The sequence below is a fragment of the Desemzia sp. C1 genome, assembly GCF_020882875.1.
Taxonomy (GTDB): domain Bacteria; phylum Bacillota; class Bacilli; order Lactobacillales; family Carnobacteriaceae; genus Desemzia; species Desemzia incerta.
Genome location: NZ_JAJIZP010000003.1, coordinates 1,552,430 through 1,575,354, shown reverse-complemented (window position 1 = coordinate 1,575,354; position 22,925 = coordinate 1,552,430). Strand labels below are relative to the sequence as shown.

20 protein-coding genes and 4 pseudogenes are annotated in these 22,925 nt (G+C 37.4%); 12 read left to right on the top strand and 12 right to left on the bottom strand.

Annotation, left to right across the window (positions count from 1 at the left end; translation table 11 throughout):
• Nucleotides 1-66: 66 nt before the first annotated feature.
• Nucleotides 67-807, bottom strand: a complete 741-nt coding sequence (locus LMF32_RS08065; protein ID WP_230524442.1) for an SDR family oxidoreductase — start codon at nucleotides 805-807, stop codon at nucleotides 67-69.
• Nucleotides 808-982: 175 nt separating this feature from the next.
• Here LMF32_RS08065 and LMF32_RS08060 point away from each other — a divergent pair, with 175 nt between their 5' ends.
• The gene (locus LMF32_RS08060) at nucleotides 983-1,657 is read left to right on the top strand and encodes a glycosyltransferase domain-containing protein (RefSeq protein WP_230524441.1); all 675 of its coding nucleotides are present in this window, start codon (nucleotides 983-985) and stop codon (nucleotides 1,655-1,657) included.
• An 83-nt stretch (nucleotides 1,658-1,740) separates the two neighbouring features.
• On the opposite strand, the gene LMF32_RS08055 is transcribed toward LMF32_RS08060, so the two are convergent.
• Complete coding sequence (locus tag LMF32_RS08055) at nucleotides 1,741-2,457, bottom strand: pseudouridine synthase (protein ID WP_230524440.1); 717 nt, start codon at nucleotides 2,455-2,457, stop codon at nucleotides 1,741-1,743.
• Between the two features lie 358 nt (nucleotides 2,458-2,815).
• Between LMF32_RS08055 and LMF32_RS08050 the strand changes: the two genes are divergently transcribed.
• Nucleotides 2,816-4,192 (top strand): MATE family efflux transporter, encoded by a 1,377-nt coding sequence (locus LMF32_RS08050; protein WP_230524439.1) that lies wholly within the window; start codon nucleotides 2,816-2,818, stop codon nucleotides 4,190-4,192.
• A gap of 374 nt (nucleotides 4,193-4,566) precedes the next feature.
• Entirely contained in the window at nucleotides 4,567-5,949 is a 1,383-nt protein-coding gene (locus LMF32_RS08045) for a DUF1576 domain-containing protein (protein WP_230524438.1), read from the top strand.
• A 27-nt stretch (nucleotides 5,950-5,976) separates the two neighbouring features.
• Here LMF32_RS08045 and LMF32_RS08040 read toward each other — a convergent pair whose 3' ends face one another.
• The gene (locus tag LMF32_RS08040; RefSeq protein ID WP_188205056.1) at nucleotides 5,977-6,396 is read right to left on the bottom strand and encodes an Hsp20/alpha crystallin family protein; all 420 of its coding nucleotides are present in this window, start codon (nucleotides 6,394-6,396) and stop codon (nucleotides 5,977-5,979) included.
• A 194-nt stretch (nucleotides 6,397-6,590) separates the two neighbouring features.
• On the opposite strand from LMF32_RS08040, the pseudogene LMF32_RS13615 reads away from it, so the two are divergent.
• Nucleotides 6,591-7,093 (top strand): annotated as a pseudogene (locus LMF32_RS13615) (pyridoxamine 5'-phosphate oxidase family protein).
• A 70-nt stretch (nucleotides 7,094-7,163) separates the two neighbouring features.
• Here LMF32_RS13615 and LMF32_RS08030 read toward each other — a convergent pair.
• The 3 genes and pseudogenes from LMF32_RS08030 to LMF32_RS08020 form a co-directional block, all read right to left on the bottom strand.
• Nucleotides 7,164-8,546 (bottom strand): glycoside hydrolase family 32 protein, encoded by a 1,383-nt coding sequence (locus tag LMF32_RS08030; RefSeq protein WP_230524437.1) that lies wholly within the window; start codon nucleotides 8,544-8,546, stop codon nucleotides 7,164-7,166.
• Nucleotides 8,547-8,582: 36 nt separating this feature from the next.
• Nucleotides 8,583-9,965: pseudogene (locus tag LMF32_RS08025) on the bottom strand (sucrose-specific PTS transporter subunit IIBC); the annotation flags it as partial.
• 84 nt (nucleotides 9,966-10,049) lie between these two features.
• Nucleotides 10,050-11,048 (bottom strand): annotated as a pseudogene (locus LMF32_RS08020) (LacI family DNA-binding transcriptional regulator); the annotation flags it as partial.
• 161 nt (nucleotides 11,049-11,209) lie between these two features.
• On the opposite strand from LMF32_RS08020, the gene LMF32_RS08015 reads away from it, so the two are divergent.
• Genes LMF32_RS08015 through LMF32_RS08000 form a run of 4 tightly spaced genes read left to right on the top strand, consistent with a single transcriptional unit; the run spans nucleotide 11,210 to nucleotide 13,660 of the window.
• Complete coding sequence (locus LMF32_RS08015) at nucleotides 11,210-11,413, top strand: YwbE family protein (RefSeq protein WP_092480525.1); 204 nt, start codon at nucleotides 11,210-11,212, stop codon at nucleotides 11,411-11,413.
• A gap of 36 nt (nucleotides 11,414-11,449) precedes the next feature.
• Nucleotides 11,450-12,100: a peptide-methionine (S)-S-oxide reductase MsrA gene (msrA, locus tag LMF32_RS08010; RefSeq protein ID WP_230524434.1), complete on the top strand. Its 651-nt coding sequence runs from the start codon at nucleotides 11,450-11,452 to the stop codon at nucleotides 12,098-12,100.
• 30 nt (nucleotides 12,101-12,130) lie between these two features.
• Entirely contained in the window at nucleotides 12,131-13,420 is a 1,290-nt protein-coding gene (locus LMF32_RS08005; RefSeq protein WP_230524433.1) for a hydroxymethylglutaryl-CoA reductase, degradative, read from the top strand.
• A gap of 21 nt (nucleotides 13,421-13,441) precedes the next feature.
• The gene (locus tag LMF32_RS08000) at nucleotides 13,442-13,660 is read left to right on the top strand and encodes a hypothetical protein (RefSeq protein WP_188205062.1); all 219 of its coding nucleotides are present in this window, start codon (nucleotides 13,442-13,444) and stop codon (nucleotides 13,658-13,660) included.
• A gap of 57 nt (nucleotides 13,661-13,717) precedes the next feature.
• On the opposite strand, the gene LMF32_RS07995 is transcribed toward LMF32_RS08000, so the two are convergent.
• The gene (locus LMF32_RS07995; RefSeq protein ID WP_188205063.1) at nucleotides 13,718-14,890 is read right to left on the bottom strand and encodes a hydroxymethylglutaryl-CoA synthase; all 1,173 of its coding nucleotides are present in this window, start codon (nucleotides 14,888-14,890) and stop codon (nucleotides 13,718-13,720) included.
• Between the two features lie 251 nt (nucleotides 14,891-15,141).
• Between LMF32_RS07995 and LMF32_RS07990 the strand changes: the two genes are divergently transcribed.
• Entirely contained in the window at nucleotides 15,142-16,332 is a 1,191-nt protein-coding gene (locus LMF32_RS07990; RefSeq protein ID WP_230524432.1) for an acetyl-CoA C-acetyltransferase, read from the top strand.
• A 488-nt stretch (nucleotides 16,333-16,820) separates the two neighbouring features.
• Nucleotides 16,821-17,033 (top strand): DUF378 domain-containing protein, encoded by a 213-nt coding sequence (locus LMF32_RS07985; protein ID WP_092480519.1) that lies wholly within the window; start codon nucleotides 16,821-16,823, stop codon nucleotides 17,031-17,033.
• Between the two features lie 69 nt (nucleotides 17,034-17,102).
• Here the strand turns inward: LMF32_RS07985 and groL are convergent, their stop codons facing one another.
• Nucleotides 17,103-18,722 (bottom strand): chaperonin GroEL, encoded by a 1,620-nt coding sequence (groL, locus tag LMF32_RS07980; RefSeq protein WP_092480518.1) that lies wholly within the window; start codon nucleotides 18,720-18,722, stop codon nucleotides 17,103-17,105.
• Between the two features lie 52 nt (nucleotides 18,723-18,774).
• The gene (groES, locus tag LMF32_RS07975; RefSeq protein WP_092480517.1) at nucleotides 18,775-19,059 is read right to left on the bottom strand and encodes a co-chaperone GroES; all 285 of its coding nucleotides are present in this window, start codon (nucleotides 19,057-19,059) and stop codon (nucleotides 18,775-18,777) included.
• 327 nt (nucleotides 19,060-19,386) lie between these two features.
• Between groES and LMF32_RS07970 the strand changes: the two genes are divergently transcribed.
• Together LMF32_RS07970 and LMF32_RS07965 are read left to right on the top strand one after the other, a co-directional pair.
• The gene (locus LMF32_RS07970) at nucleotides 19,387-20,043 is read left to right on the top strand and encodes a type II CAAX endopeptidase family protein (protein WP_092480516.1); all 657 of its coding nucleotides are present in this window, start codon (nucleotides 19,387-19,389) and stop codon (nucleotides 20,041-20,043) included.
• A gap of 30 nt (nucleotides 20,044-20,073) precedes the next feature.
• Nucleotides 20,074-20,277 carry a YdiK family protein gene (locus LMF32_RS07965; RefSeq protein ID WP_092480515.1) on the top strand — a complete coding sequence of 68 codons (204 nt, stop codon included), beginning with the start codon at nucleotides 20,074-20,076 and terminating at the stop codon, nucleotides 20,275-20,277.
• A gap of 81 nt (nucleotides 20,278-20,358) precedes the next feature.
• Here LMF32_RS07965 and LMF32_RS07960 read toward each other — a convergent pair.
• The 3 genes and pseudogenes from LMF32_RS07960 to LMF32_RS07950 form a co-directional block, all read right to left on the bottom strand.
• Nucleotides 20,359-21,192 (bottom strand): annotated as a pseudogene (locus LMF32_RS07960) (IS3 family transposase); the annotation flags it as partial.
• Nucleotides 21,150-21,533: a helix-turn-helix domain-containing protein gene (locus LMF32_RS07955; protein ID WP_230525064.1), complete on the bottom strand. Its 384-nt coding sequence runs from the start codon at nucleotides 21,531-21,533 to the stop codon at nucleotides 21,150-21,152. The gene LMF32_RS07955 and the pseudogene LMF32_RS07960, both read right to left, overlap by 43 nt.
• A 454-nt stretch (nucleotides 21,534-21,987) precedes the next feature.
• A complete protein-coding gene (locus tag LMF32_RS07950) occupies nucleotides 21,988-22,653 on the bottom strand; it encodes a redox-sensing transcriptional repressor Rex (RefSeq protein WP_092480514.1) in 666 nt (221 codons plus the stop codon).
• Nucleotides 22,654-22,925 lie beyond the last annotated feature (272 nt).

The window sequence follows — 22,925 nt, the reverse complement described above, 5'->3', positions numbered from 1 at the left end:
GGTACAAAATCTGTTTCCTTTTGTCTAATTTTATCCTTTATATCAATACACAATTTTTGAACAGTGTCATCGGCCGACTGTCCATCCTCCGTCTACTTTTATAGAAGTCCCTTGGATGTAATCCGATTCATCAGAAGCTAAAAACACAGCTACGGCTGCTACTTCTTCTGGTTTTCCTGCTCGTTGTGCCGGAATGTCTTTTAATCGTTCATCTTCTATCCCTTCCGTCATTGGGGTTTCGATGAATCCTGGTGCAATCAAGTTCGCTTTGATTCCTTTTTTCCCGAAATCATAAGCCAACTGTTTCGTGAATCCTTCGAGCGCATGTTTAGAAGTCACATAAGCTGATCCGCCAGGTCCTGCTGCAAAAGTAGCTTGAGAGCCCACATTGATGATGGTTCCTTTTCCTTTTTCCAACATCATCGGCAAAATTTCTTTGGTCATTAAAAAGGGACCTTTAACATTAATGTCCATTAACAAGTCGTAACTTTCTTCGTCTGTATCCAACACTGTATCGTAAGAATCATGGATCCCAGCTCCATTAAACAAGATGTCAATGGTTCCGAAAGAATCCTTTGTTTGTTGTACACTCTTGCTGATCGATTCTCTATCTGTAATATCTAGTCGAACAAAAATGGCTTCTCCTCCAGCTTGTCGAATTTCTTCTACGATGCGTTTGCCATCTTCTTCATCACGACCAGCTACAGCTACTTTTGCTCCATTAGTTGCAAATGCCTTAGCGGTAAATTCTCCTATCCCTGAAGTTCCGCCTGTTATAAATGCTGACTTTCCTGAAAGTTTTTCCACTAATAAAATCCCCTTTCTCTTTCTTTTTACTATTTTAAGAGTAGCGGGAAAAAAGAAAGTTAGCAAAAGAAAAGCTTGATCGAATTGTAAGCAATTTCTTTATTTAAATTAAGACCGTTATGTTATTATCCGTATATTAAAGATGATATATTTAATACAGAAAGAAGGGATGGCAATGAAAAATAAGGTTGCAATTTACACTGCTACAACTGAACAGACCATTTTTAATGAGCAGCCTTCTATTCTTTCTGCCCAATGCGACTACATATGTTTTGCAGAAGATCCTGCAATCCAGTCCTCCATTTGGCAAATGAGGTCGTTTCCTAACACCGGATTAGATGCTGACAGAAAAACAACTCACGTAAAGCTGTTACCTCATCTTTTGTTGCCAGAGTATGACTATACTATATGGATCGAAAATCCAACTGATTCAGTCTTAAACAGTTTGCATCAATGGATTGAAAAAGAGCTGTTTAAGGATACATTCAATCTTTATGCCTTGAAGCATACTGAAGCGTATTCTGCTTACGATATGGCTGTGTCTGCTATAAAACACCAAACAGACCGTATCGAAACTATCACCTTACAAATGCAGTCTTATCAAAATCAGTATTATCCTTCAAGTTGCGGCATATCAGATACATCTGTTTTATTTCGAAAAAACCATTCTCCAGAAGTTTCTCAATTAATGGAGAGATGGTGGGAGGAAATCACTACGTTCAGTTTTCTAGACAGCCTTAGTTTTAACTATGTCCTCTGGAAAAACAACTTTAACATAAGCTATTTAGTTACTGAGCAACAACTTGTCTCTACTATAGAAGATACTGATCAAGAAAACGTTGTTTCTTAAAGTCATTTATAAATCTTGAAGACATCATCAAAAGGCATACTGTTGAATCCAACAGTATGCCTTTTGATTTCGATTTCTATTCGTTAAAAATACGGTGTCAGTTTTTCCAACTCTTCTCTTGTTAATGATCGATAAGATCCGACAGGTAAATTTTCATCTATACTTAAAGGTCCCATGGTCAGCCGTTTTAAATAAGTAACTTTTTTCCCGCAGGCTAAAAACATTTTCTTTACTTGATGAAACTTTCCTTCTTTGATTTCAACAATGACTCTGCTTTCTAAATCATTTGCTTCCACTATCGTCAACTTTGTAGGTTTGCATGTGATTCCGCCATGAAATACGATTCCTTTTTCAAACGCTTTTTGATCTTCGATAGTGACTCTCTCATTCACCCGAACTTCATAGGTCTTTGTGACATGCTTATGCGGCAGAAGCAATTGGTATCCTAAATTCCCATTATTCGTTAACAGCAATAGACCTTCTGTATCTTTATCTAATCGCCCAACAGGATACAATCCAACTGCTTTATCAAAAGATTTAATCAGATCGATCACTGTTTTATTTTCCTTGTCTTCTACTGCACTGACTACTCCGGCCGGTTTATTCATCATATAGTAGGCATGCGGCTGGTAATACACTCTCTTTCCTGAAACTCTAACTTCTTGGATCTCAGGATCAACATTTATTCGATCCTCTAGTATAATTTCGCCATTGACTGATACTTGTTTGCTTTTGATCAGCCGCTTTACGGTTCTTCGTGAACCAAAACCCGTTTCAGCTAATAATTTGTCTATCCTCATTTTTTTCTTCCTTCTATATAAATTTCTCTTTAACAGTAAACTATCTTTCGATTGAATACAATAAGCTTAAAACGTCCTGAAGCACCTTTTTTAAAAGTGATGGTTTATGAAAATGAACACTTTGTGAAATCAAAAAAGCTGCTACACCAGTTATCTTTCCTATTAAATCAATGAAAACAGCATTCACTTTTTAGCCATCTTTTGTCAACAAATTTGTCAAAATAAAAAAGCGGAATATGGGTTGTATTTTCTGAAAATGAAACTATACTAGCAAAAGTGTTAAGAAAACCACGCACTTATATTGTAAAAAAATAGTTTCATTAAACGACAACGAAAATTTTAGGAGGCAATATTTTTTATGGGACAAGATATGACAAAAGGGAATCCGACAAAATTAATTTTATTCTTTACTTTGCCAATGTTATTAGGAAATATTTTTCAACAGTTTTATAGTATGGCAGATACGTTTATCGTCAGCAGAACGATTGGAGTAGATGCATTTGCAGCAGTTGGGTCTACAGGAAGCATCAGTTCATTAATCATTGGTTTGGCTACAGGTTTGACAGTAGGTCTTTCTGTTATCACTGCGCAACGTTTCGGCCGTCAAGATATCAAAGCCATTCGCAAAAACTTAGCTGCCAGCGTAATCATCAGTGCAGTCATTAGTATCGTATTAACGATTGCAGCGACGCTATTTACTAGACAAATATTAGAATTTATGAAAACTCCTGCTGCTTTAATAGACGATGCTCAAGCTTACTTGGTGATTATTTTCGCTGGAATCGGCGCAACCGTTCTATTCAATCTTTTATCGAATATTTTACGTGCTATCGGCGACAGTCGCTCTCCTTTATTATTTTTAGCCATCGCGTCTGTTTTAAATGTTGCATTAGATTATGTATTCATTTTAGGTTTGGGGACTGGCGTAGAAGGAGCCGGCTATGCAACGATTATTTCTCAAATTATTGCTAGTTTACTGTGCTTGGTTTACATTTGGAAAAAAGTTCCTATTTTACGTATTCGTAAAGAAGATTGGAAAGTAGACAAAAAAGAAATTATGGAACATTTAAACCTTGGTCTGCCAATGGGATTCCAAGTTTCGATTATTTCTATCGGTGCAATTGCTATCCAAATCACTTTGAACAGCCTAGGTGCTACGGCAGTGGCTGCTACTACAGCTGCGGAAAAAATCAACGGAATCGCAACTATGCCTTTAGTTTCATTCGGTGTTACTATGGCAACTTACACAGCTCAAAACTATGGTGCTGGTAAATTCGACCGTATTTGGGAAGGCGTTTCTAAAGTATTAAAAATTGTTCTTTCTTATAGTGTAGTGATGGCAATCGTCCTTGTTACTGTAGGACGCCCAATTGCTGAAATGTATATTGGAGAAACAGATCCTGCGATCATTGATTTAGTACAAACTTACTTCTATACTAATGCAACATTCTATTTCTTATTAGCTATGTTGTTCATTTACAGATATACTCTTCAAGGATTAGGAAAAAGTACTGCACCAACAGCAGCCGGTATAATGGAATTACTTGCTCGCGTCTTGGTTGCTTTACTATTAGTAGAATCTCTGGGTTACGTAGGCGTGACCATTGCAAATCCAATAGCTTGGTTAGGCGCATTGGTTCCTTTAATTTATTCTTACTACTCATTCAAGAGACAAACAACTCTTGGGGAAAGAAAACAGCTTGCTAAGAAATTACTGACTAGTCAAAACCAATAAAGTTTATTTGAAACACTATCTCAACTCCAGAGTTTGGATGAGATAGTGTTTTTTGTTTTTTCAGGATTTATTCTTTGTACTTTTCGGCTATTTTGTTTACTCTTTTTTTAGAGATACAATTTGTTCTATACGTATTTTGCTATTTTGTTCACTTTTTTAAAACCGCTATCACCTCAATACAACAAGTTTTCATATTACTTTCAGTTTATTTTTGTCTATGGGCTTAAATTTCTTGTTGCCGCCAAAAACTTGACGTGTTATTCTTTTAAAAAAAAGCAAGTACCTGCTTTACTTTTTGTGAATGTTGCAGATGAAATCCTGTTCTATTTAAAAAATCTTCTAAGAAAGTGTGTTGAGTTAAAATGAAGACCTTGATGTTCCATAGAACAAATGAAAAGCGCATCGTTACTGAACGAACAAAATATCTGTTTGCCTTGTTCTTTTCGCTTTCGCTATTTTTATTTGCATTTACGTTTAATACTCCTATGGAAATCTGGAACGGGAGTATTAAACTACTGATCTCTCCAGCAAATTTAGTGACCGATTACTTTATGCTGGCGAATGTTGGAGCTGCTCTAGTCAATGCTTCGCTGATGGTTTTAAAAAGCCTGTTTATTATTCGAACCAATCGAGTACCTCTCTCAGGTCCTTTGCTGGCAGCTATTTTTACTGTTGCAGGATTTTCACTATTCGGAAAAAACCTCTATAATTCTATTCCGATCATCCTTGGTGTTATGCTATACGCTAAAGTAACACACACACCTTTTAAAAATTATTTGCTTTCTGCTTTGTTTGGTACTGCTCTTGCTCCTCTAGTAAGTGAAATTTCTTTTAATATCGGACTCCCCTTTTTCATAGGAGTTTTGTTAGGTTTTCTTGCAGGTGTTTTTGTCGGATTTATTCTTCCTCCTTTGTCGCGGCACTTTGCTAGTTTCCACAAAGGCTTCAGCTTGTATAATATTGGTTTTACAGCTGGTATTATCGGTATGGCTTTTATTGCTGTTTTAAGAGCTTATGGTTTTAGTGTGGATGTAGTTAATTTGCTTTCTAGGGGCAATAACGTTCCTTTTTCTATCTTTTTATATAGTTTATTTTCGTTTATGTTTATCGTGGGATATTACTTTAATGGAATGAACTTTAAAGACTTCGGCACTTTCTTAGAGGAAGATGGGGTTGGCGGTCCTGATCTTTTAGAAAAATACGGTTTTGGATTATCTTTAATCAATATGGGTCTCTTAGGTCTCATCTCTACAAGCTTCTCACTAGCGGTAGGTGGAGAGTTAAATGGTCCCGTTATTGGCGGAATCTTCACAGTAGTCGGTTTTGGGGCTTTCGGAAAACACATCAAAAATGTTTTACCTATCTTTGCAGGTATTCTTTTCGTTGGTTTCTTTACTCCTATCGAACTGTACTCAACAACTTTCTTATTGACCGCATTATTCGGTACTACTTTAGCACCTGTAAGTGGACATTATGGAACCCTTGCTGGATTAATAGCCGGTGGCCTGCATATGGCTATGTCTGCAAATGTCACCTATTTGCACGCCGGAATGAATTTGTACAATAACGGATTCTCAGGAGGGTTTATCGCGGCTATTTTAGTTCCTTTATTAGAAGTGCTGCATTTTCATAAAAAAGAACGTCAAAATAAAAAAATCATCGAACCGCTTATTGATACTGAACATACGGAAGATTTAGATACTATTGATAAACCAACTATTGCAGACGACGATGAAAAAAAACGACCTCACATTTAAGAGAGGTCGTTCTCTTTCGTTACACGATTATTGGATTTCGATTTTTTTACCAGGTTCTTGCTTCATTTCTTTTTTAGGCAATTGAACTGTTAAAACTCCGTTATCGAATTTAGCAGTAATATTTGACTCATCTACATCCCTTAAAATGAATTGCCGTTTATAAGAGCGAACAGAACGCTCTCTTCGGATGTAGTTGCCTTCTTTATCCGTTTCGTCTTTGCCTTCTTCTCTATGAGATCCGATAGACAGTACGTTATCTTGATAGTCTAATTGAATATCTTCTTTAGTCAAACCAGGCATATCAGCTTCTAAAGTATACTCTGTATCCGTTTCTTTGATATCTACGTCAAATGAAGAAGCCGCTGAAAACAAATTGTCAAAAGAATCACCAAAAAAGTTCCGGTTGAGGTTCATAAAATCACGTCTAGATGGAAATAAACTATTCATAATAAACTCCCTCTTTCTTTTGATTTGATTCTTGTAGTACTCTTTCTTTACTACACTTACATTATAAAAAAATTTAGCATTCTAGTCAACAGAGTGCTAAAATTTTTTATAGGAAAACAACAATAATTTTATTGTTTTAAGAACGTTTTCATTTTTGCTATACTCTATTTATTAAAATAGGAGAGGTGAAAAATATGTCAAACAATGATTCAACACAAAATGAAAAAGCTCGGTCCGTATTAAAAGATATTTTAGAAGACACAGATGTCGTTATGCTGACCACGATTTCAGAAGATGGCAATATTGTCTCTCGTCCCATGCAAACTCAAGAGGTAGAATTTGATGAAGACTTATGGTTAGTTACTCGTAAAGATACGACTAAATACAAAGAGATTTCTGCCAATCCTAATGTCAATGTAACAGTCGTTGGAGATTCTTACGCTTCAATCAGTGGTAAAGCCGTATTTGTAGATGATATAGAACGTAAAAAAGAATTCTGGAACAAAATTTATGAAAAATGTTCGATGTCAGTTATGATGACCCAATGTTGATTTTAATCAAAGTCGAAGCAGATAAAGCTGAATATTGGGAAACGGGAAATACAACTAAATCTGTTGCCAACTTCTTTAAAAAAGCTGTTGGAAATAAAGATTCTGTCAAACCAGGAGAAAATTCGAACGAAACCGTTGACTTATAATCAACTAAAAAGACAAAAAGAAATGAATCGGGACAATGCTTCCGATTCATTTCTTTTTGCACTTTTTGTTCTATTGAACAGTCAATTCATATACGGAAATTTCTCTTTGTTCGTTCTTATCCGCAAGAGAGAAAGAAAGCTGATCGTCTTTATCTTCTGCAAAGTAGCGTAAGGTAAACACTTCTTCACCATCATTCACAAACAACTCGATTAAAGAGCTTTCCAAGAATAAGCGCATGTTTTTTAGTTCCTTTTTCAACTGAACGGCTCTTTTCTCACGCTCATTCGTCAACCAATTGATCCGACTGACTGTTACGGTTCTTGTTTCTTGGTCATAACTGATCTCCACATTATCTCGAATACCCATTGAGAATGCTTTTGGATCCTCTTTCCAATTGATTATGACTTCTTGTTGCAGCGAAGTAAGCTCTACAATCGAATCTTCAGCCTCTACTTTTTGCGGAGTACCTGTTCTCATTGCTGCCAATTCTTCCACAGGTTGTTGTTTCAATACTCCATTTTGGTAAGTTAGTTCTCTTGGGATAGTTAATGCATGTACCCATCCATCTTTTATTGTTGGAACAGCAGCTTCTACTTCCGGCTCCATTACTCCTACCCAACCAAAAGAAATGACACGATTTTTTTGATCGGTAAAACTTTGCGGCGCATAAAATTCAAACCCTCTATCTAATTCAACAAACTCTTCATTCTCAGAAACAAATTGACCAGTTGGTGTTAATTGACCAGTCAGATAACCCGTTTGGTAAATGTTTTGAAACTTGTTTCCTTCTGGCTCCAACCCTTGTGGAGAAAAGACAAACAAATCTTTTTCTTTAAATTGTAAGACGTCAGGACACTCCCACATATACCCTAATGGAAGTTTCTTTTCCAGCAATGAACCTTTAAACGTCCAGTCTAAAAGATCTTCAGAGGTATAAAGTATAGTATCTCCAGTCAGGTCTTCCCTTTGAGCTCCTAAAATCATGTACCACAGACCGTTCTCGCCTTGCCAGACTTTGGGGTCTCGAACATGTCTGGTGTACCCTTTAGGATGTTCAAATAGCGGACCTTCCTTTTCAAAATGGAATCCATCTTTTGAAACAGCCAGACATTGGTAGCTTTCTCGACTATCATTTACTCCTCGAACATTACCTGTATAAAATAGATACAAAGTATCATCTTTCGTTACCGCACTTCCGGAATAAACGCCGTCTTTATCGTACCAATCATTGGGTTCTAAAGCTGCTTTATGATACTCCCAGTGGACCAAATCTGTAGATGTCACATGGCCCCAACTTTTTGATTGGTGTACCGTGCCATGCTGATTCCACTGAAAGAATACATGGTAGACGCCTTTATACTGAATGAGTCCATTCGGGTCATTCAATAATCCCTTTGGTGGTACTATATGATAAGATAATTGATGTTTTTTGGCTTCTGACTGACTCGACAAGTGATTTCTTCCTTTCATTCGTTAATCCTTTGCAATATCTTTATCTGAGAATCCAAACATATATGTTAAAACAAACGCTACTGCAATTGCAACGGCATTAACAACGATATACCAAATGATCTGTTCGTTTAAATACAGCAATGTTCCTGGAATAACTGTTACAGACATACCTGATCCTTCTAAGTTCAATAGGTCTGCTAACATTCCTCCTACACCACCACCTACTAAACCGAATAAAAATGGTTTAACATAGCGCAAGTTTACCCCGAAAATAGCCGGTTCTGTAATTCCTAAGAAAGCAGACAGTGTAGATGGGAAAGCCAAAGCTTTTAATTTTTTCGATTTTGTTTTCATACCAACTGCTAATGTAGCTCCACCTTGTGCAGCAACACTAGATGTGATAATGGCATTGTAAGGATTCACTCCTGTATTCGCCAACAATTGCACTTCTAAGAAGTTGAAAATATGATGTACTCCTGTGACAACGATCAACTGGTTCAATCCGCCGATCACTAATCCTGCGATACCAAATGGCAATTGCAATAACCAGATTGTAGCATCTAAAACAACTGTCTCTAATGAATGGAAAACAGGTCCAATAACAAATAATGACAAGATACTCATTACTAACAGTGTTGCAAATGGTGTGATCAATAAATCTAAATACTCTGGAACACGTTTACGAATGATACGTTCAAATTTAGCCCCAATAAATCCTGCAATAAATGCTGGCAATACGGTTCCTTGATATCCAACGACCGGAATAAATCCAAACATAGTGATAGGGTCAACTGTACCTGCAGCAACTTCATATGCATTTGGAAGTGCCGGGTTGACTAACATCAATCCTAAAACAATCCCAATAACTGGTGAGCCTCCAAAAACTTTAAATGAAGACCATGCTACTAAAGCAGGCAAGAAAGCAAACGCTGTATCCGTTAACACTTGAGTGTACAATAAGAAATTAGCGCTGATATCTTCTGGAACTAAACCAAATACAGCTAAAACTTGTTCTTGTGTCAACAAACCGCGTAGTCCCATAAACAACCCTGTTGCTACTAAAACTGGAATGATAGGAACAAATACATCTCCAAAAGTCCGAATAGCTCTTTGGAACCCATTCTTTCCTTCATTTTTTTGTTCTTTTGTTTCTTGTGACGACTGTTCAGCAATTCCTAAGTTGGTGACTTCTTCATAAATTTTATTCACTGTACCTGTACCGAAAATAATTTGATATTGTCCAGAGTTGAAAAATGCACCTTTTGCTTTTTCAATCCCTTCCACTGCTTCTTCATTGATTTTGTCTTTGTCGTGTACAATAACTCTCAATCTTGTTGCACAGTGAGTGACCGACTGAATATTCTCTTTACCACCTAATGCTTTGATGACATCTGAAGCTATTTCTTTATTCGTTGCCATGTTTTTCCCTCCTAATTTTTTGAAATTGGAACCGGTTCTATTTGAATAGAATGATATCGGTTTCAAAAGGAAATGTCAAGTAAATTACTCAACTTTTTTCACATTTGAAACCGTAGACTCTCTCTTTAACAAATAATTTGGTATTAAGGTGTTTTCTTCTATCGATTCTCCTTTGATTAATTGGAACAATTTTTCTACTGCTGTTTCACCTAACTCTTTGTACCCATATTTGACGGTAGTTATAGAAGGGGAAACGATAGACGTTACTTCATATCCGCCGAATCCTGATAATGAAAAATCATCTGGAATTCTTAACTGCAATGTATGGGCTGCTTTCAAAACAGCCATCGCAATATTGTCTGTTGCACATAAGATATATGTTGCATTTGTTTTAGGTAAGATTTCCAAAGCTAGTTCGTAAGCTTTTGTAAACGAAAAGCTCGTCTCGAAGATGTCGACATTGACATCTGTTTCTTCGTTTAAAGCCGTTAATACGCCATTTGCTCTGTGTTGTCCTACAGCGATATCTTCTTTAAAAACTGAAAAATACAAAAAGTTTTTATGACCTAAACTACCCGCATGTCTTCCCATTGCGTATCCCGCTTCAAATTCTTGATGTCCTATCGAATGCAGCCCTTCAGCTTGCTGTCCCAACAATAATACTGGTACGTCAATTTCTGAGATTACTTTCTTATGCTCTTCTGTGACCACTGTGGCCATTAAGATAATACCAGCTACTTTTTGTTTAGCCAGTGTATAAATATTTTCAATCTCTCTTTCGCTGCTTTGATCTGTGTTAGTGATCAATAGTTGATATTCTTTCTCTCTCAAAGTTCTGTCTACACTGCTCAACACTTCATTGGCAGAATAAGAATCCAGCCTAGGAACAATAATTCCGATCATTTTAGTATTTTTAGCTTTCAAACTTTGTGCAAATGTATTTGGCGAATAGCCGGTTTCGTTCACTATTTTATCTATCTTATCTCTTGTCTTTTGACTTACGGATCCCCCGTTTAAGTATCTAGACACTGTACTCTTTGCAACTCCTGCTTTTTGAGCAATATCATTAATGGTTACCATTTTTCCACACCTTACCTTAGTTCTCTTGTTAGAAGGGTATTTTCATCGCCAATATTACCATATATTTTACGGAATAGGTATTTTGATTTTTTGAAATAAGGCTTAAAACTTGAAATTCATGTATAATGTAATGTAAAAGTTGGTATAAAGGAGAATGAGAAATAATGGATGGAAAAAAACGCAGCAACATACAAATTGGTGCTGAAGTAGATATTGTATTAAAGAAAGACCAACGTACAGGCAAATTAACTCGCGGGCATGTCAAACGCATATTGACCAATAGTCAGAATCATCCTCATGGCATCAAAGTCATGCTTCAAGAAGGAGATCAAGTTGGTCGTGTACAACACGTAATTGAATCCAATTAACTTTGTATCAGTAAGACAAGATTTGAGGTGCAGAAAATGAATAACTTTAATAAACACGCTTCGATTAGTGAAAAAGCTACCTTTAGTATGGGGTGTTTTTGGGGACCGGATACTTTGTTCGGAAGTCTTCCAGGAGTGATTCAAACAGAAGTGGGGTATGCGGGCGGAACCACCGAGCAGCCTACATATCGCGCCATCGGTGATCATTCTGAAACAATAGACATCCTATTTGATCCAGACTTGATCTCTTATGAAGAGTTAGTTCGATTGTTCTGGGAAAATCATGACGCCACGAAAGACCGTTTTTATAAAGAAAGACAATACATTTCCATTCTATTTTACCGTAACGAAAAACAACTTTCCGTTGCTCAAAATGTCAAAGCTGAAGTAGAAAAAAGAGATGGAAAAGAACTTCAAACGGAATTACAAGAATACGATGTGTTTTATCCGGCTGAAGATCATCATCAAAAATATTTTTTACGGCGATTCAAAAAAGCTCGCGGAGCTGTTCGAGAATTGTTTCCAGATGAAAAATCGTTCCTCCACTCTACTATCGCTGCTCGCTTGAATGGTTTTGTCAGAGAGCGCGCCAGTTTATCGGATATCAAGCAAGAAATAACCGACTGGGGTTTAGAACCTGCTCAACTGGAGTTATTGTTATACACCCTCAATAATCTCCGTTGGTAATGAAGAATGAATGTGCAAAAGGAGACTCATATGGACCACTCATATCTATCAAAATTTTACACTAAAAGCCGCGTCGAGAGAATCGACGCCTTAGAAAAAGCCGGTATCTTATCTGCAAACGATAAGGAGATGCTGATTACTGGTTTGCATTTGACCGATGACATGGCGGATAATATGATCGAAAACCAATTATCTGCTTACGAACTGCCTTATGGAGCAGCATTGAATTTCTTGATTGATGAAAAAGATTATGCTGTTCCTATGGCAATAGAAGAACCTTCTGTGATTGCTGCTGCAAGTTCAGCTGCAAAAATCGTCAAACAAGCAGGCGGATTTCAAACTGCTGTCACTGACCGAGTCATGATTGGTCAAATAGCTATCAAAAATCCTCCTAACGCTGCTTCAATGATGGAAAAGTTGCATCAATATGAACACGCTATTTTACAAAAAGCTAATGAAGCACATCCTTCTATTGTCAAACGCGGAGGCGGTGCTATTCGACTAGATGTTCGTCACATTGAAGCTGATCCAGTTGAAAAAATGCCGGAATTTTTGATTCTTCATGTGCATGTTCATACGTTGGAAGCTATGGGCGCCAACATTTTGAACACTATGATGGAAGGTATTTTGCCGTATGTGGAAGAATTGATCCAAGCTCCTGCCTTAATGGGGATTTTATCTAATTACGCCACAGAATGTTTGGCTACTGCGACTTGTCGTATACCCGCTAAACTATTGCGTAAAGGAGATTTCAGCGGTGAAGAAATTCGTGATCGCATTATCGATGCCTATCAATTCGCTTATGTAGATCCTTATCGAGCAGTGACTCACAACAAAGGCATCATGAATGGAATCGACAGCGTCGTTATGGCTTCTGGAAACGACTGGCGTGCTGTCTCAGCTGGGATTCATGCTTATGCGTCTAAAAGTGGTCAATATCGCTCGTTGTCTACTTGGGAGAAAGCAGACAACGGCGATTTGCTTGGCAGTTTAACCATACCATTACCCGTTGGCGCAGTTGGAGGCTCTATCTCATTCCATCCTGCAGCAAAAATGACCAAAACTATTTTACATTATGAGAATGCAGCTGAACTGGAATCCATCATTGTATCCGTTGGTTTGGCTCAGAACCTCGCAGCCATTAAAGCTCTTGTGACAGAAGGTATTCAAAAAGGCCACATGGGCTTGCAGTCTCGTTCTTTAGCTATCAGCGCAGGTGCAGTTGGTGAAGAAATCGATTGGTTGTCCGATCAACTGAAGCAAGCTGACAACATGAATTTAGCAACTGCTGAAAAACTTCTGGAAGAGTACAGACAATAGATAAAACAGGAGGCTTCATACATGGATGATCATAGAGTCGAAATAGATATTGCGTATAATGATTATTTTATGGAAGTATATACTATTGATTGTCGAGAATTGCAAGACCTTATCCCAATCTTGAAAGATGATGAAAGAGATAGTTTTACTATTGGGGATAAAGTCCTTTTTAAAAAAGATTTAAATGCAGTATCTATCGTTAACCACGGTCTCGGGTTCATTTACATGGACGTTATGTAAGACAAATACAAAAAAGGCTATCTCACTTTTGTAGTGAGATAGCCTTTTTTCTGTTGATTATCTATTTTTATTTACATATATTCTCTTATGTTCTTCAATCCCAGCCACGCAAATCATTGCTGGGTCATTTTCGATAGTTAATTGAAGATTTGAACCATCAACTGGTAAGACTTCGCTGAATATTTCTTCGTATTCTTCGATAGAGACTTCTTCTCTTTCTGCGAATAATTTCGCGTGCTCAGCCTCAGCTAATGCTTCTTTGTACTCTGGCTGAAGTATTCCAGTGAAAAACTCCCCAACTGCTCCAGAACCGTAGCTGAACAATCCTATTCTATCGCCTGGTTTTAACGTTTCATCCTGTTCCAACAACGATATTAAGCTTAAATATAACGACCCAGTGTAAATGTTCCCCACTGTTTTATTATACAACGTACTGTTTTTATAATGTCTGGTTAAACGCTCTTCATCTTCTGAAGTTCCTTCCACAAAGATTTCACGCATAGCTTTCATTCCCATTTTTGTATATGGCAAATGGAAGCACATAGCTTCAAAATCTTTTATAGTCAAATCGGTTTGCGACTTGAATTGTTTCCATGTATTCAGGAAAAAAGAGATGTATTGTTCATTAGAAAACTTTCCGTCTACATAAGCCGTATCCGAATAAGTCGGTCTCCAAAAATCCATAACATCATTGGTTAAATAAGCACTTTGATCTCCTAAACTTAAAATACGCGGATCAGCACTAATGACCATTGCCACAGCACCAGCTCCTTGAGTCACTTCTCCAGGAGTGTTCAGTCCATATCTGGAAATATCTGATCCCAAGACCAATACTCGGCTCTCTGGATGCAACGCAATATGTCCTTTAGCTAACTGAATCCCGGCAGTCGCTCCGTAGCAGGCTTGTTTGATTTCAATAGAACGCGCGCGCGATTGTATGCCCAATAAGTCATGAACATAAACTGCAGCTGCTTTAGAGCTGTCTATTCCTGATTCTGTTCCAAAAACGACTAAATCGATTTTTTCCAAATCTTCTTCATCTAATATTCTCAGTGCTGCATTAGCTGCCAACGTCACTGCATCTTGAGTTACAGGAGAGACAGCCATCTTTTCTTGTCCAATACCAATTGTGTATTTTGCTGGATCCACTCCTCTAGCTTCAGCTAGCTTAACCATATCAATAAATGTATGAGGTGTGTAAAAACCAATTTTATCTATCCCTATATTCAAGTTGATTTCTCCTTTATTCGTCATGTCATATCAATTTCCGTACTTTAAATCCATTTCAACCATAAATCATCTTAAATAAAAACACAACTGACAGCCTATAAACTTAATAATAACTTTAATTTTTAGCAAGAAAACATTTTTAACAAAAACTTATACAGTATCTTATCGAATTTATCGTAGAATAGAATTAATCATAACTTATTTTCAAGTATTAAGGAAAGATAAATACGTAGATATGGAGGAAATCAATCATGGAAGAAGTTGTTATCGTGAGTACAGTACGCACTCCCATTGGTTCTTTAGGAGGCGTTTATAAAAATACATCTGCAGTAGAATTAGGCACTATAGCTGCTACTGAGGTATTGAATCGTTCACTTATCCAACCCGAAGAAGTCGATACAGTTATCTTTGGGAATGTCCTTCAAGCCGGCTTAGGACAAAATCCAGCTCGTCAAATTTCCATCCATACAGGAATTCCCAATACTGTTCCTGCTATGACGATCAATGAGGTCTGCGGCTCGGGTCTAAAATCGGTTATCCTTGCCAGCCAAGCTATTCAAGTTGGGGATGCAAAAGTGGTTTTAGCCGGTGGAACAGAAAACATGTCTCAAGCTCCTTATTTATTAAAAGATCAACGATTCGGCAGTAAAATGGGCGATATCCAAGCTATAGACAGCTTAGTTCATGATGGTTTAACAGATGCTTTTAATCATCATCACATGGGAGTAACCGCTGAAAATGTGGCCGAAAGATATCATGTGAGTCGAGAAGAACAAGATGAATTTGCTTTTCACTCTCAAATGAAAGCAGCAACAGCTCAAGAAAACGGCTTATTTGATGAAGAGATCGTCCCTGTCACTATTCAGGTTAAACGTCAATCTCAAGTAGTAACTCAAGACGAATACATTCGAAAAGAAACTACCATCGAAAAATTACAAAAACTGCGCCCAGCTTTTAAACCTAACGGCTCTGTAACTGCTGGGAATGCTTCCGGAATCAACGATGGAGCTGCAGCAGTCCTATTAATGTCTAAAAGCGAAGCTGAAAAACGTCAAATTCCTTATTTAGCAACTATCAAAGGTTACGCAGAAGTAGGCAGCGATCCTGAAATCATGGGTTATGCTCCGTACGGTGCAGTACAAAAAGTATTTGAAAAAACGAACTTCACCAAAGATGACATTGATCTTTTTGAATTCAACGAAGCTTTTGCATCCCAAAGTATTGCCTTAGTTCGAGACTTAGAATTACCTGTTGAAAAAGTAAATATCAACGGCGGTGCGATTGCTCTAGGTCACCCAATAGGAGCATCAGGCTCCCGCATCCTGGTCACTCTACTGCACGCAATGAAGAAAAATCAAAAAAAACGAGGCCTAGCCACCCTATGCGTAGGCGGAGGAATAGGCATCGCAATGATTATTGAGAGAGCGGAACAAACCGTTTAGGCTTTCGTGAGGTTCAATGCCGCTCTTTAATCGGGCGTTTTTCCCGATAAAAGAGAGGTATGAAACTGCAGAAAGACTGGTTTGTGCAGCTCGTCTAGAGAGCGTGTAGTGAGGCGTCTAGCTCGGCGTACGCTTCACAAAAAAGAAACTAAGGGCGTTTTCCCCCTCAGTTTCTTTTTTTGAAAGCGATAGACGAGCTGCCGAACGCAACGCGTTTAAAAAGAGAGAGCGTGGAGTAAAGCGTTTAGCCTTCCGTAGGTTTCATCGCCTTCTTTTTAGTTGGGTGATTTTCCCAACAAAAAAGAAGGTGTGAAAACATAGGGAGGCTGCTTTACGCAACGCGTTTTAAAGAGCCACATGACATATAGTTCGACAAATCTAATTTACTTTTTTTCTTATCCTCAGCAGACTTATTATTAGACATTCTTCCAAATCCTTGTTATTTTTAGGGTGATTCAACTATGTTAAATCATAAGGAGGGATACAGGATGAAAGCTCTAGACAGTGTTGCATTAGCGCTTCTGATTGTTGGTGGTTTGAACTGGCTCTTGGTTGGTCTCTTTGAATTTGATTTAGTTGCCACTCTTTTTGGCGGACAAGATGCACTTTTATCTAAGATCGTTTATATCATCGTTGGTCTGTGTGCAATCTATTGCCTTAAATTCTTTGGACTGCTTTCAAGAAACGACAACAGACATTAGTCCCTAGAATAGTCAAACAAAAAAGCATGAGACATTTTTGTCTCATGCTTTTTTCGTTCTTTAATGAAATTACATCATGCCCATGCTTGGGTCCATTCCTGGGCCAGCTGGAGCAGCTGGTTCTGGATGAGTTGCTACTACTGCTTCTGTAGTTAATAACAAAGCAGCAACACTTGCAGCATTTTGAAGAGCTGAACGAGTAACTTTAGTAGGGTCTGTGATTCCAGCCTCAATCATGTTTACCCATTCATCTGTTGCAGCGTTGTATCCAACGCCTGGTTCAGCGGTTTTCATTTTTTCAACAATTACTGATCCTTCAAGACCAGCGTTTGCAGCGATTTGACGAATTGGTTCTTCTAAAGCACGCACCACGATTTTCACACCTGTAGCAACGTCTCCAGTAGCTTCGATTTCTGCTACTTTGCTTTGAACGTTGATGTATGCAGTACCACCACCTGCAATAATCCCTTCTTCAACAGCTGCACGAGCAGCATTCAAAGCATCTTCAATACGCAATTTACGCTCTTTCAACTCAGTTTCTGTAGCAGCACCCACACGGATTACTGCAACTCCACCAGCTAATTTAGCAATACGTTCTTGTAATTTTTCTTTGTCAAACTCTGAAGTTGTTTCTTCAGCTTGTGCTCTCAATAAAGCAACACGTTGACTGATTGTTTCAGTTGATCCAGCACCTTCAACAATAGTTGTCGTGTCTTTAGTGATAGCTACTTTGCTTGCGTGACCTAATTGGTCAACTGTAGTATCTTTTAGTTCAAATCCTAAATCTTCTGTAATCACTGTACCGCCAGTTAAGATAGCAATATCTTCTAACATAGCTTTACGACGATCTCCGAATCCAGGAGCTTTTACTGCAGCTACATTAAATGTACCGCGTAATTTGTTCAATACTAGAGTTGGCAATGCTTCGCCGTCTACATCTTCAGCAATAATCAACAATGGACGACCTTGTTGCAAGATTTGTTCCAATAATGGAAGAATATCTTGAATATTAGAGATTTTTTTGTCTGTGATCAAGATGTATGGATTTTCTAAGTTAGCTTCCATTTTATCATTGTCAGTTACCATGTATTGTGACAAGTAACCACGGTCAAATTGCATACCTTCAACGACATCTAATTCCGTTTCAATACCTTTAGATTCTTCAATAGTGATAACACCGTCGTTACCTACTTTTTCCATAGCATCTGCCAATAATTTTCCGATTTCTGCATCCCCAGAAGAAATGGCAGCAATTTGCGAAATCGATTCTTTTGTTTCTACTTTACGAGAATTCGCCAATAATTCTTTAACGGCTACTTTAGTTGCCAATTCAATACCCGTACGAATTCCTACTGGGTTAGCTCCAGCTGTAACGTTTTTTAATCCTTCACGAACGATTGCTTGTGTTAAAACAGTCGCTGTAGTAGTACCGTCACCTGCTGTATCGTTTGTTTTTGAAGCAACTTCAGAAACTAATTGCGCTCCCATGTTTTCGAAACGGTCTTCTAATTCGATTTCTTTAGCGATGGTTACTCCATCGTTTGTGATTAATGGTGAACCGTAAGATTTGTCTAAAACAACATTTCTTCCTTTAGGTCCAAGTGTTACTTTAACAGTATCTGCTAACTTATCTACCCCACGCAACAATGCTGCGCGTGCGTCTTCAGAAAATTTAATATCTTTAGCCATTATTCCTTCACCTCATCAGATTGATTTTTTTGTCGTGTAAATGTCTTTATGATTAGTCTACGATTGCGATAATATCGCTCTCTTTGATCACTAAATACTCTGTACCATCATATTTTACTTCTGAGCCAGCGTATTTTTCGAAAAACACTGTATCTCCAACAGCTACAGAAAGCTCAGCTTTTGTTCCGTTATCCAGTACTCGGCCAGCTCCAACAGCTACAACTGTTCCTGTTTGTGGTTTTTCTTTTGCTGTTCCAGCTAAAACGATTCCACTAGCTGTTGTTTCTTCCTCTTGTTTTACTTCAATGATGACACGATCTCCTAAAGGTCTTAACACGTAAATCCCTCCAATTGTAGTTTCGATTGTTTAGCACTCTATCTCAAAGAGTGCTAACTCACTTCTTCATCATATCAAACTCTTTAAATTTTGCAAGTATTTTTTCTTTTGAAATTGTATTTCTGCCAGAAAACACACTATTCCTTCAAAAGGAGTCAAAAAGTCCTTTAGAGTCATTATTCTTATGTTATACTATTTATTGATCAACTTTTATTCGTTAAAAGAAAACAGCACACTTATGCAGCAGAAATAAGAGATAATATATTTTATAATACCTTACATCTCCACTCTTCTGTAAATAACTCGGTTAAAGAAGGTTTTTATATTATGAATAATTTAGTGAAATCACCTTATGTCAAAATCATTCTTATTTACGTTTTAGCACAGTTTTTCCCAGTATTTTTACTATTCTTCGTTCCAGAGAACGCCATTTTTGATGCTGCTATCTACAGCCAAATCATCGCCTTTGTCGTTGGATCGATATGGATGTTTATTGTCAATCATCGATCAACATTCAATAACAGCTTAGAGAATACTCCCCCTGTTCCCAAAAAGAACATTATTTTATGGGGAATTGCAGGAATGTTTTTAGCTTATATTGGGCAATACTTAGCAATTTTCATTGAGACTTTCCTGCTGAACATTCCTATTGGTTCTCAAAATACTGCTGGATTAGTCGATATCGTTAATAATTATCCTTTATTCTTGCTTTTAATAGCGATTTTCGGTCCTATTATGGAAGAATTCGTTTTTCGTAAAGTGATCTTCGGTTACTTATTTGATATAACTGGAGGAATTGGAGCAGCCGTTATTAGTTCGCTGATTTTTGCTTTCATTCACTTTGACGGTCATTACTTGCTTTATTCTGTAATGGGATTTGTTTTTTGTTATCTATACTGGAAAACAAAGTCGATTGCTGCGCCAATCATTGCACATGCTTTAATGAACGCTACCGTTACAGTAGCCAACTTGTTACTCTATTAGGGTATTTTTAGAAAGGAATTTTTGATTTTAATGAAAAAAAGTGATTTTATGTTCCAGATACTATTCAACTACATCCTCGCTGTTGTCTTCACTTGGTTCGCAGTTGATTATGTTGGGGAATTCGGATGGGGATTCTTCTCCATAATATTTGTTTTGTTTGCTACACGAGATTTTGTACGTGCAACTCGCATCTTGCAAATTTATTTGAAATTAAAAAAAGGCAACAAACCTTAATTGAACTGCTCCCTGTCAAGTAGACAGGTAAATAAACAAAATATTTGTGCCATGTATGATACTTTTCATCCATGGCTTTTTTTATGCCGGAATGCTTAAGCCCATTTTTAACGTCACCCGTTGGGTGTTATAAAACCCAATATATTGTTTAATATCATTCTCTAATTCTTCAAAGCTCACATAAGTGTTCAGCCGATACATTTCTTCTTTAATAATTCCCCAAAAGTTCTCCATTGGACCGTTATCAATGCATTTCCCCACACGAGACATACTGTGGGTGAGTTGATGTTTCTTCACAAAATTATTAAAGTCGTATGACGTGTATTGATATCCCCGATCGCTATGAATAAGCGTTTGGGTTGGTATAATCTTGTCTTCAATTTGGCGAACTGTATCACGAACTAAGGCATTATCATTACGCTTCGATAGTTTAAAGGCTACGATCTTATTTTCGCCATAATCCAATATGGCACTAAGATAAGCTTTGGCGTTCTCTCCATACTTAAATTCAGTCACATCGGTTAATAAGACTTCCATCGATTGATAGTCCTTTCGGAATTCTCTATTGAGGACATTATCGGCGATATGTGCAGGATTGTGGGGCTTGTAACGATATCGTTTCCGACGGATAACAGCTTTCAAGTTCAGTAATTTCATCAAACGATAGACACACTTATGGTTTACTTTAGCGTTCATGAAGTGGTTCAGATAGATAGTTATTCGACGATAGCCATAAATACCTTTATGCTTTTCATAGACTTGAAGGATTAATTCAACAAGCTTTCGAAGCCGTTTTTCCGACGCAGTCGGCTTGCGTTTCAACCACTTATAATAACCCGCTCTGCTCACACCCAAAGCATCACAGAGATGGATTACTTTGTATCCTTCTTTTTGTAGTTTCTTGATCGTTTGGTATTCCGCTTCATACCTCGTTTGCGTGACATCAACTCTCTTTCCACTTCTTCTAACTTTTTTAACGCTACGTTCTCCGTTTCTAGATACTCATTTCGTGCTCTTAAAGCTGCATTTTCAGCCCGGATTCTTTCTTCTTCCGTTTGAACAGAGTTTGGTTTGCCGCGACCTCGTCCATCTACTAGTCCGTCAGGACCATGCTTCTTATATTTTTGAACCCATGAATACACGCTATTGTAGGATACCTGATACTTCTCAGCAGTTTTTTTATAAGATAAACTATTAGCTAGGCAGTCTTGGACTATTTTGATTTTTTCTTCTTGTGTTGATTTTTTATCTGTCATCGTATACACCTCGGATTTTGGAGAATAGCTCCTCATTTCTTCCCCTTTAGTATACTTGTTTATCCAGCTCCTGACAGTATCAACTTTTGGGATATTATATTTAACAGCTAGCTGACCTATAGGTAATCTATCTTCTAAATATTCTTTCACGACTAAGTCCTTAAATTCTTTGCTATATTTATTGTACTTAGATTTAACTTGAATCCCACTAATTCCATGCTCTTGGTATCTTAAGACTTTATCCCAAAAGGACGTCCAATTAATTAATAAACCATAGGCTTCTTTTAATTCTTTGAAACTGATTCCTTCATTCAGATACATCAAAATATATCTTTCGATTTCTTCAGTTGTATGTTTACTGTTTGAACGCATAAAAATCCCCCTAAAGTAATTTTACTTTTTTAAGTGTCTACTTTAGGGGGAGCATATCAAATCAGGTTTGTTGCCTTTTTATTTAGTCTAAAGGCAGTAAGCTGTCTTTATCATCTGTTTTGTAATGATCTATGAAGTAAATCAATGTTTGTAATTCATTAGCTAAATCTACATTCTGCACTCGTACGTGATCAGGCACGGAGATACGAATAGGCGTGAAGTTCAATATTCCTTTAACTTCAGCTTTCACCAAGTTGTTTGCTGCTTCTTGAGCTGCAGAAGTTGGAACGGTCAGCATCACTACATCAATTTGCTGCATTTTCAATTGTTGTACCATGTCTTCCATAGGATACACTGGAACTCCAGATTGGATTGTTCCAACAATTTCTTTGTTGATATCAAAAGCCGCACTGATACGCATATTGTTGTTTTGGTGGAAATTGTAGTTTAATAAGGCATGGCCTAAATTCCCTACCCCAATCAATGCTACGTTGGTCAAACGGTCTTGTTTCAATGTCTTGCTGAAGAAATGCATCAAGTCTTCAACATCATATCCATATCCTCTTTTTCCTAGAGCACCAAAATAAGAAAAATCACGGCGAATAGTTGCACTATCCACTTTAACAGCTTCACTTAATTCAGTTGAAGAAACACGGTCTTTTCCGTCTTCGTGTAAATATCTCAAGTATCTATAATAAATAGGTAACCTTTTTGCCGTAGCTTTAGGTATTTTGTTCGTTGAATTCATATTCAGTCCACTCACTTTCTAAGATTCAAAAATTCACAATATCCAGAAACAAATTATCTATTTCACAAATTTCGGAGTTTCACATAATAAGATTATAACATTTTTTTGTTAAATTACTAGCCTTTTTAGACATCTTAAATGACTAGTTTTGTTGATCATTTTTTTAGTCTCGGCAAAATTCACAAGCATCCTTGTGAATTCAACATCTGCAAAACATAACGTCTTTAATTTATTTGCTAAAATAATATTCTTTTACATTCTATTTAAAACTT

Bases quoted from the DNA above. Each gene is read 5' to 3' on its own strand.
- LMF32_RS08060 (WP_230524441.1), top strand. From the start codon at position 983: ATGAAAAATAAGGTTGCAATTTACACTGCTACAACTGAACAGACCATT.
- LMF32_RS08055 (WP_230524440.1), bottom strand. From the start codon at position 2,457: ATGAGGATAGACAAATTATTAGCTGAAACGGGTTTTGGTTCACGAAGA.
- LMF32_RS08050 (WP_230524439.1), top strand. From the start codon at position 2,816: ATGGGACAAGATATGACAAAAGGGAATCCGACAAAATTAATTTTATTC.
- LMF32_RS08045 (WP_230524438.1), top strand. From the start codon at position 4,567: ATGTTCCATAGAACAAATGAAAAGCGCATCGTTACTGAACGAACAAAA.
- LMF32_RS08040 (WP_188205056.1), bottom strand. From the start codon at position 6,396: ATGAATAGTTTATTTCCATCTAGACGTGATTTTATGAACCTCAACCGG.
- LMF32_RS08015 (WP_092480525.1), top strand. From the start codon at position 11,210: ATGGATGGAAAAAAACGCAGCAACATACAAATTGGTGCTGAAGTAGAT.
- msrA (WP_230524434.1), top strand. From the start codon at position 11,450: ATGAATAACTTTAATAAACACGCTTCGATTAGTGAAAAAGCTACCTTT.
- LMF32_RS08005 (WP_230524433.1), top strand. From the start codon at position 12,131: ATGGACCACTCATATCTATCAAAATTTTACACTAAAAGCCGCGTCGAG.
- LMF32_RS08000 (WP_188205062.1), top strand. From the start codon at position 13,442: ATGGATGATCATAGAGTCGAAATAGATATTGCGTATAATGATTATTTT.
- LMF32_RS07990 (WP_230524432.1), top strand. From the start codon at position 15,142: ATGGAAGAAGTTGTTATCGTGAGTACAGTACGCACTCCCATTGGTTCT.
- LMF32_RS07985 (WP_092480519.1), top strand. From the start codon at position 16,821: ATGAAAGCTCTAGACAGTGTTGCATTAGCGCTTCTGATTGTTGGTGGT.
- groL (WP_092480518.1), bottom strand. From the start codon at position 18,722: ATGGCTAAAGATATTAAATTTTCTGAAGACGCACGCGCAGCATTGTTG.
- LMF32_RS07970 (WP_092480516.1), top strand. From the start codon at position 19,387: ATGAATAATTTAGTGAAATCACCTTATGTCAAAATCATTCTTATTTAC.
- LMF32_RS07965 (WP_092480515.1), top strand. From the start codon at position 20,074: ATGAAAAAAAGTGATTTTATGTTCCAGATACTATTCAACTACATCCTC.
- LMF32_RS07955 (WP_230525064.1), bottom strand. From the start codon at position 21,533: ATGACAGATAAAAAATCAACACAAGAAGAAAAAATCAAAATAGTCCAA.
- LMF32_RS07950 (WP_092480514.1), bottom strand. From the start codon at position 22,653: ATGAATTCAACGAACAAAATACCTAAAGCTACGGCAAAAAGGTTACCT.